The 8,022-nt window shown below is 73.0% G+C and carries 7 protein-coding genes and 1 pseudogene; 5 read left to right on the forward strand and 3 right to left on the reverse strand.

Translation table 11 applies throughout. The features are described from left to right. The first annotated feature begins 65 nt into the window (after positions 1 to 65). The 5 genes from HF526_RS29790 (at position 66) to HF526_RS29810 (ending at position 6,007) form a co-directional block, all read left to right on the forward strand. Positions 66 to 725 (forward strand): pyridoxamine 5'-phosphate oxidase family protein, encoded by a 660-nt coding sequence (locus tag HF526_RS29790; RefSeq protein WP_169384916.1) that lies wholly within the window; start codon positions 66 to 68, stop codon positions 723 to 725. A 136-nt stretch (positions 726 to 861) separates the two neighbouring features. Next, positions 862 to 2,991, forward strand: coding sequence for a prolyl oligopeptidase family serine peptidase (locus HF526_RS29795; protein ID WP_338051844.1), 2,130 nt, complete (start codon positions 862 to 864; stop codon positions 2,989 to 2,991). After that, positions 2,988 to 3,983, forward strand: a complete 996-nt coding sequence (locus HF526_RS29800) for a mechanosensitive ion channel family protein (protein ID WP_338051845.1) — start codon at positions 2,988 to 2,990, stop codon at positions 3,981 to 3,983. The genes HF526_RS29795 and HF526_RS29800 overlap by 4 nt, the downstream gene beginning before the upstream one ends. Before the next feature lie 46 nt (positions 3,984 to 4,029). Beyond that, positions 4,030 to 4,413, forward strand: a complete 384-nt coding sequence (locus HF526_RS29805; RefSeq protein ID WP_169384917.1) for a globin domain-containing protein — start codon at positions 4,030 to 4,032, stop codon at positions 4,411 to 4,413. Between the two features lie 25 nt (positions 4,414 to 4,438). Then, on the forward strand, positions 4,439 to 6,007 hold the full coding sequence (locus tag HF526_RS29810) for a glycoside hydrolase family 13 protein (RefSeq protein WP_169384918.1): 1,569 nt from the start codon (positions 4,439 to 4,441) through the stop codon (positions 6,005 to 6,007). A gap of 23 nt (positions 6,008 to 6,030) precedes the next feature. On the opposite strand, the gene HF526_RS29815 is transcribed toward HF526_RS29810, so the two are convergent. The 3 genes and pseudogenes from HF526_RS29815 to HF526_RS29825 all read right to left on the reverse strand — a co-directional run. After that, positions 6,031 to 6,687 (reverse strand): DUF8185 domain-containing protein, encoded by a 657-nt coding sequence (locus HF526_RS29815; protein ID WP_169384922.1) that lies wholly within the window; start codon positions 6,685 to 6,687, stop codon positions 6,031 to 6,033. Positions 6,688 to 6,692: 5 nt separating this feature from the next. Then, positions 6,693 to 7,121 carry a thioesterase family protein gene (locus tag HF526_RS29820; RefSeq protein WP_169384919.1) on the reverse strand — a complete coding sequence of 143 codons (429 nt, stop codon included), beginning with the start codon at positions 7,119 to 7,121 and terminating at the stop codon, positions 6,693 to 6,695. A 35-nt stretch (positions 7,122 to 7,156) separates the two neighbouring features. Beyond that, positions 7,157 to 8,022: pseudogene (locus tag HF526_RS29825) on the reverse strand (NAD-glutamate dehydrogenase domain-containing protein); the annotation flags it as partial.

Below are 8,022 nucleotides of genomic sequence, written 5' to 3' on the forward strand. Positions count from 1 at the left end.
CGGCCTCCTGGAACTGCTGCGAATTGGCTCTGTCAGGATGCCACTCAGTCACGCAGGCTGGGCTCGTGACGACCACGCAGACCCCGCTCTCCCCCACCCCGCGCAGTACCGTGCGCCGGTTGGGCAACCGCGCCCGCACGGACCGCACGGAGCTCTACCGCGTGCTCGACGCCGGTCTCGTGTGCCACCTCGGCGTGGTGATCGACGACACGCCGGTCGTGCTGCCCACCGGGTACGGGCGCATCGAGAACACCCTCTACCTGCACGGCTCCACCGGAGCGGCCACGCTGCGCGCCGCCACCGCGGGCGCTCCCGTGTGCGTGACCGTGACCCACGTCGACGGGATCGTCTACGCCCGCTCGGTGTTCCACCACTCGATGAACTACCGCAGCGCGGTCGTGCACGGGCCGGCCCGGCCGGTCACCGACGACGACGAGCGGCTGGCCGGTCTGCGCGCGATCGTCGAGCATCTCGCGCCCGGCTCGTGGGGCCATGCCCGGCTGCCCACGACGAAGGAGATGGCCGCCACCGCCGTCCTCGCCGTCGATCTCACCGAGGCCAGCCTCAAGGTGCGGACCGGCCCTCCGATCGACGACGACGCCGACGTCGCCGACCCGTCCTACTGGGCCGGGGTGCTCCCGGTCCGAACCGGGTTCGGCACCCCGCAGGCGTGCCCGCTGCTCCCGCCCGACACCCTGGCACCACCCCATGTGACCGGCCGCTGACCCGACCACCCACCGGCTGCCGGGTACGCGCCGGACGCGCGGCCCAGCCGGGCATGGCCTGCGTCACGCGTTCGGCGTCCGGGCTGGTCGCGAGGGGTCGTAAGCCACCGAATCGGGTGACGTAACCTCGGCTCGCGTGACGCATGCACGCCTGCATCCGCCCTACCCCGAGGCCGAGCGGCTCGACCTCGTCGAGCAGTTGCACGGCCACGGCGTCGCCGATCCGTACCGCTGGCTCGAGGACCCCGAGGACCCCCGCACCCGTGCGTGGTCGGCCGCCCAGGACGAGCTCGCGCGCGGCCATCTCGACTCCCTGCCCGGCCGCGACGGCCTCGACGCCACCGTGCGTGAGCTGTTGCGGTCGGGCTCGGTCTCAGCTCCGCTGTGGCGCGCCGGCCGCGCATTCTTCACCCGCCGCGAGCCGGATCAGGAGCACGCGGTGCTGCTGGTCCGCGAAGCCGACGGCAGCGAGCGGGTTGTGCTCGACCCCACCGAGCTCGACCCCGCCGGCTTGACCACGCTGGACTCCTGGGTCCCCGACCTGGAGGGCCGGCGGTTGGCCTACCAGCTGTCGGTCGGCGGCGACGAACAGTCCGTGTTCCACGTGCTCGACGTGGCGACCGGCGACGCCGTCGACGGCCCGATCGACCGGTTCCGCTACTCCGACGTGGCCTGGCTGCCCGGCGGTGAGGAGCTGTTCTACGTACGCAAGGTGGCTCCCGGCGAGGTCGACCAGGGCGAGGAGGACTTCCACCGCCGGGTCTGGCGGCACCGCATCGGAGCCGCCGCCGAGGACGACGAGCTGGTCGAGGGCCCCGGCCTCTACGCCGATCACACCTACTACGGCGTGCGGGTGTCCCGGGACGGCCGCTGGCTGCTGGTCAGCGCCAACATCGGCACGGCGCGCCGGGACAGCCTGTGGATCGCCGAGCTCGGTGGGCCCGGCACCCCGACGCCGCGACTGACCCCGATCCTCACCCAGGCCGACGACGTCCGGGCCACGGCGTGGGTGGACCGCGACGGCCGGCTCTACCTGCACACCACCGACAACGCCCCGCGGTGGCGGCTGTGCGTGACCGACCCGCACACCCCGCAGCGGGAGCACTGGCAGGAGCTGGTGGCCGAGGACCCCGACTCGGTGCTCGACGGAGCACGCTGGCTGCAGCCGGTCGGCACCACCGACCCCGCCGACGCGCTGCTGGTGCTGGCCCGCAGCCGGCACGCGGTGGCCGAGCTCGCGCTGCACGCGGCCGTCGACGGCGCGCCGCGGGGCACCGTTGCGCTGCCCGGCACCGGGTCGTTGACCGGCCTGTCCACCGCCGACCTGGACACCCCGGGCCAGTGGGGCCGGGTCTGGATCGGCTGGACCGACCTGATCACCCCGCCGCAGGTGCTGCGATTCGACCTGGCCACCGGTGTCACCGAACTCGAGGCCGCCGCCCCGGGCGCGGTCAGCACCCCGGCCACCCGCTCGCAGCAGCGCACGTTCACCTCGGCCGACGGCACCACCGTCCGGATGTTCGTGATCACCCCGGACGGCCCGGCGCAGCCCCGCCCGACGCTGGTCACCGGCTACGGCGGCTTCGGGCTGACCCGGGAGCCGGCCTACACCCCCTCTGCGCTGGCCTGGGTCGCCGCGGGTGGCGCGTACGCGCTGGTCTCGCTGCGCGGCGGCGGCGAGGAAGGCGAGCAATGGCACCTCGCCGGCAACCGCGGCAACAAGCAGAACGTGTTCGACGACCTGCACGCCGCCGCCGAGGCACTGATCGCGGCCGGCACGACGACCGCCGACCGGCTCGCGATCATCGGCGGGTCGAACGGCGGCCTGCTGGTCGGTGCGGCGCTCACCCAGCGCCCGTCGCTGTACCGCGCCGTCGTCTGCTCGGCGCCGCTGCTGGACATGGTCCGCTACGAGGAGTTCTCGCTCGGCCGGACCTGGAACGACGAGTACGGCACCGCGGCCGATCCGACGGAGCTGGGCTGGCTGCTGTCCTACTCGCCGTATCACCACGTCACCGAGGGCACCGAGTACCCCGCGGTGCTCCTCACCGTGTTCGACTCCGACACCCGCGTCGATCCGTTGCACGCCCGCAAGATGTGCGCCGCCCTGCAGCACGCCACCAGTGGTGACCCCGCGCGACGCCCGGTGTTGCTGCGGCGCGAGACCGATGTCGGACACGGGATGCGGTCGGTCTCCCGGACCGCCGCGCTGACCGTCGACCAGTTGGCCTTCCTCGCCGCCCACACCGGGCTGGAGCTTTCGTGACCTCGTTGCCTTCCCCCGCCCCCGGACAGAACAGCCTGCTCCCCGAACAGCCGATGTGCGCCGCGGACCCCGGTACCTGGTGCTCGCGGTTCTACCAGTGGACCAACAACGACTTCCTGGCCCAGTCCGCCGATGCGATCGTGAGCAAGACGCTCACGATCACCCTCATCGTGATCGTGGCGCTGCTCGCCCGAGCGCTGATCCACCGGGCCATCACGCGGCTGATCGAGGGCGCGACGAACGGCGCCGTGTCCCGGCTGGTGCGCAGCCGCGCACCGATGCGGCTGCGCAACTCCACCGCTCCGCTGATCTCGCAACGCCGCGCGCAACGGGCCCGCACCGTCGGCTCGGTGCTGCGCTCGATGACGTCGGCGATCGTGCTGCTCGTCGCCGCGGTCATGATCCTGGCCGAGTTCAACGTGGCGCTGGGCCCGATCCTGGCCTCGGCCGGGATCGTCGGCGTCGCGATCGGTTTCGGCGCGCAGAACCTGGTGCGTGACTTCCTGTCCGGCATGTTCATGCTGCTGGAGGACCAGTACGGCGTCGGGGACATCGTCGATCTCGGCGCGGCCACCGGCACCGTCGAGGCCGTGGGGTTGCGGATCACCACGATCCGCGACCTCAAGGGCACCGTCTGGTATGTCCGCAACGGCGAGATCCAGCGGGTCGGCAACATGAGCCAGGGCTTCGCAGTCGCCGTCGTCGATGTGCCGGTGGGGTATTCCGTGGACACCGCGGCGGCCACCGAGGTGGCCGGCAAGGCGGCCACCGAGCGCCTGGAGCAGGAGGATCTGGCCGGCGACGTGCTGGAACCGCCGGAGGTGCTCGGCGTGGACCGTGTCACCAACGAAGGCCTGACGCTGCGGTTGACCGTGCGGGTCAGCCCGGGCCGGCAGTGGGCGGTGCAGCGCGCGCTCAACGCGGCGATCGCCGACGCGCTCGACGAGGCCGGGATTCCCCGTCCGCTGGTCTTCGCCGGCCCGAACGGGTAGAGACGGGGCGACGGCGACCCGAGGAGCGAGCAGGGATGATGGAGTCGTGAGCAGTCCGCAGAACTTCTACGCCGAGGTCGGCGGCGCGCCCGTCTTCCGCAAGATCATCTCGCGCTTCTACGAACAGGTCGCCGAGGACGAGATCCTCCGGCCGCTCTACCCCGAGGAGGACCTCGGGCCGGCCGAGGACCGGCTCCGGATGTTCCTCGAGCAGTACTGGGGCGGCCCGCGCACCTACTCGGACCAGCGCGGCCACCCCCGGCTGCGGATGCGGCACGCGCCGTTCAAGGTCGGCCCGCTGGAGCGGGACGCCTGGCTGCGCTGCATGCGGATCGCGGTCGACGAGGCCGGGCTGGACACCGAGCACCGTGACCAGCTCTGGCATTACCTGCAGTACGCCGCCGCCAGCATGGTCAATTCCGACTTCTGAGGTGAGCGCTCTGCCGCCCCCGGACATGGCTAGATTGCCTCCCGTGCGGTGGTGGCGGGACGCGGTGGTCTACCAGGTCTATGTCCGCAGCTTCTCCGACTCCGACGACGACGGCGTCGGAGACCTGGACGGCATCCGCAGCCGGCTGGGATACCTGGAGCTGCTGGGCGTCGACGCGCTCTGGCTGACCCCGTTCTACCGCTCGCCGATGGCCGACCACGGCTACGACGTGGCCGACCCGCGTGACATCGACCCGGTGTTCGGCGATCTGGCGGCGTTCGACGCGCTGGTCGAGGAGGCGCACCGGCACGGCATCCGGGTCACCATCGACCTCGTGCCCAACCACACCTCCAGCGAGCACGGGTGGTTCCGGGCCGCGGTCGAGTCGGCGCCGGGCAGCCCGGAGCGGGCCCGGTACCACTTCATGCCCGGTCGCGGACCGGATGGCGCGGAGCCGCCGAACAACTGGCAGAGCGTCTTCGGCGGCCCGGCCTGGACCCGGGTCCCGGACGGCGAGTGGTACCTGCACATCTTCGCCGCCGAGCAACCCGACCTGAACTGGACCAACCCCGAGGTGTGGGCCGACCTGGAGAAGACCCTGCGCTTCTGGTGCGACCGCGGGGTCGACGGGTTCCGGATCGACGTCGCGCACGGCATGTCCAAACCGGACGGTCTGCCCGATGACGACAGGACCGATGCGGCCCGCGAGTTGCTCGCCGACCATGACGGCGACCCGCGGTTCGACCACGAGGACGTGCACGACGTGCACCGGATGATCCGTGCGGTGCTCGACCACTACCCGGGCCGGATGGCGGTCGGCGAGGTGTGGGTCCGCGACAGCGAGCGGTTCGCCCGCTACGTGCGCCCCGACGAGCTGCACCTGGGCTTCAACTTCCGGCTGCTGCAGACCGGGTTCGACGCGGCCGCGGTGCGGGAGGCGATCGAACACTCACTGGAGTCGGTGGCCGGGGTGGGCGCCTGCCCGACGTGGACGCTGTCCAATCACGACGTGTCCCGGCCCGTCACCCGCTACGGCGGCGGCGCGCTGGGGACGGCCCGGGCCAGGGCGATGGCTCTGGTGACGCTCGCGCTGCCCGGCGTGGTCTATGTGTACAACGGTGAGGAGCTCGGGCTGCCCGACGTCGAGTTGCCCGACTGGGCGCTGCAGGACCCGGTGTGGGAGCGCTCGGGGCGGACCGAGCGCGGCCGTGACGGCTGCCGGGTGCCGATACCGTGGGAGGGCGAGGGGCCGGGCTTCGGTTTCACCAGCGGCGAGCCGTGGTTGCCGATGCCCGCGGAGTGGTCGGCGCTGACGGCGGCGACCCAGCTCGAGGACCCCGAGTCGACGCTGTCGCTGTTCCGCCGGGCGCTGGAGCTGCGCCACGATCACCCCGGTTTCCGGGGGTCCGGGATCGAGTGGTTCGGCGCCCCGCCGGGCTGCCTGGCCTTCCGCCGGTCCGGTTCCACCCTGGTGTGTGCGCTGAACACCTCCGACACCCCGGTGCCGCTGCCGCCGGGCGACGTGCTCCTGACCAGCGGGCCCCTCCTCGACGACGGCCGGCTCCCCCCGGACACCGCCGCCTGGTTGGCCTGACCCGGCGAGCTGCCGTGTCCGGCTCAGGTGAGCAGTGGCAGCGAGGTGATCCGACGGCGCACCACCGCGCCGTAGCGGGCGTCGAGGCGCAGCCACGACCCGGACGCAGAGACCCGCACGACCGGCTCACCTTCGCCGCCCGCACCGGTGTCGGCGCCACCCAGGAACCCCATCCCGGACAGCGCGAACAGGCAACGCATCGGCACCTTCACCGGGCCGCGGGCGGCTGCGGTCTCGGCGTGCACGGTGAGCACGGTCTGATCGAGCAGCGAGGCCGGCGGTCCCAGCGGGCCGGCGTGCTCGCGGGCCAGGGCCAGGCCGCGCTCGGTGAGGCCTTCCAGTTCGGCCGCGGGCACGTCGTCGACGAACGACCAGCCCTCGTCGGGGGGCAGCTGCGCCTGCCACAGCCCGCCGCTCGGGCCGGGGTCGATCGACTCGGACCGCTCCACGGCCAGCGCGGTGAGGAGCCCGGACGCCGACACGGTGACGTCGTCGGGTTCGAGGGAGCCGTGCACCGAGCGGGTGGCCAGCACGTCGAACGGGGTCGGCGCCCACGCCGTGACCCGGCCGCCGGCCGCGCGCAGCCGCACCAGGGCGACCTGGTCGAGCCGGACCACCCGCGCGGTGAACGCGCCGAGGTCGTCGCGCTCGGTGGGGTCGGCCAGGCGCAGCCCCGTCACGCCGATCATGCCCCCTCTCCGTCCGCCCAGCGCCCGAGGAACTCCCGCTCCGGCGCCGTCAGCCGGCGTGGCCGCTGGGCGTCGAGGTCGACGATCGCCATCCGGGTGCGCGCGCCCACGGCCACCGGGTCGGTCTCGTCGGGCCCGTCGTGCATCTCGTAGTCGATGGAGAACGACGCCGCGCGGACCTCGTGCACCCACATCGTCACCCGCAGCGGTTGCGACCGGTACGGGATCTGGCGCCGGTAGTCGACCTCCAGCCCGGCGACGAGCAGCCCGTCGGCGAAGCCGGTGATCCCGGCGTCCCCGGCCGCACCGAAGAACAGCTCGATGCGGGCCTCCTCCAGCAGCGTCACGGTGCGGGCGTGGTTGAGGTGGCGGTAGGAGTCCTGGTCGGTCCAGCGCAGCGGGACCTGAGCGACATAGCGAGCCACATCGAACAGCCTCTCAAATGCTCCGCGCCGTCCGGTCAGCGAGCCAGCCCGCGCAGCTGCCGCGACACCACCGACAACGTCGCCAGGTCGAGCTGGCCGGCGGTGCCGATCTCGTGCAGCGCGGCGCGGGCCCGGACCAGCCGGGACGCGTTGGCCCGTTCCCACTGCGCGATCGCCTCGGTCACCGGTGTGCCGGGCGCGGCCTCGCGCAGCGCGTCGAGGGTGATCGCCCGCAGCGAGCCGTACAGGTCGTCGCGGAGCGCGAGCCGGGCCAGCTGGTGCCAGCGGTCGCCCCGCTCCAGCGCGGTGACCGAGGTGAGGGCGAGGTCGATGCCCAGGTGCTCGGACAGCGCGTAGTACAGCTCGGCGACCTCGCGGGGTTCGCGGGGCTCGCGGTCCCGCTCGGACAGCTCGGTCAGTTCGACGACGTCGAGCAGCCCGAATCCGTAGGTCAGCTCGGCCGAGCGGCGGGCGAGCTCCGCCGGCGCGCCCTGAGCCATCAGGGCCTCGGCGCGCGCGGCCACGACGTCGCACTCCCGGCCGCACAGCAACGCGTTCAGGTGCTCGCGCAGCTGCTGGATCGTCGCGGCGAACCGGGTGGTCTCCGCGCCCACCGCGAGGGGTTGTGGCCGGTTGGTGAGGAACCAGCGCGAGGCCCGGTCGAGCAGCCGCCGGGAGTCCAGCACGATGCGGTCGGCCACCGCGACCGGCACGTCGGGGTGGCGGGCCTGCGCCCACAGCCCGGGCAGGTCGAACACCGCGGTGCTCACCGCGAAGGCGCGGACCGCGTCGGCGACCCCGGCGGCCAGTTCCTCGCCGAGCCGGAACGCGTAGCTGATCCCGGCGTGGTCGACCATCTCGTTGACCAGCAGCGTGGCGACGATCTCCCGGCGCAGCGGGT

It is taken from the genome of Pseudonocardia acidicola, from assembly GCF_012911935.1.
In the GTDB taxonomy this organism is placed as follows: Bacteria; Actinomycetota; Actinomycetes; order Mycobacteriales; family Pseudonocardiaceae; genus Pseudonocardia; species Pseudonocardia acidicola.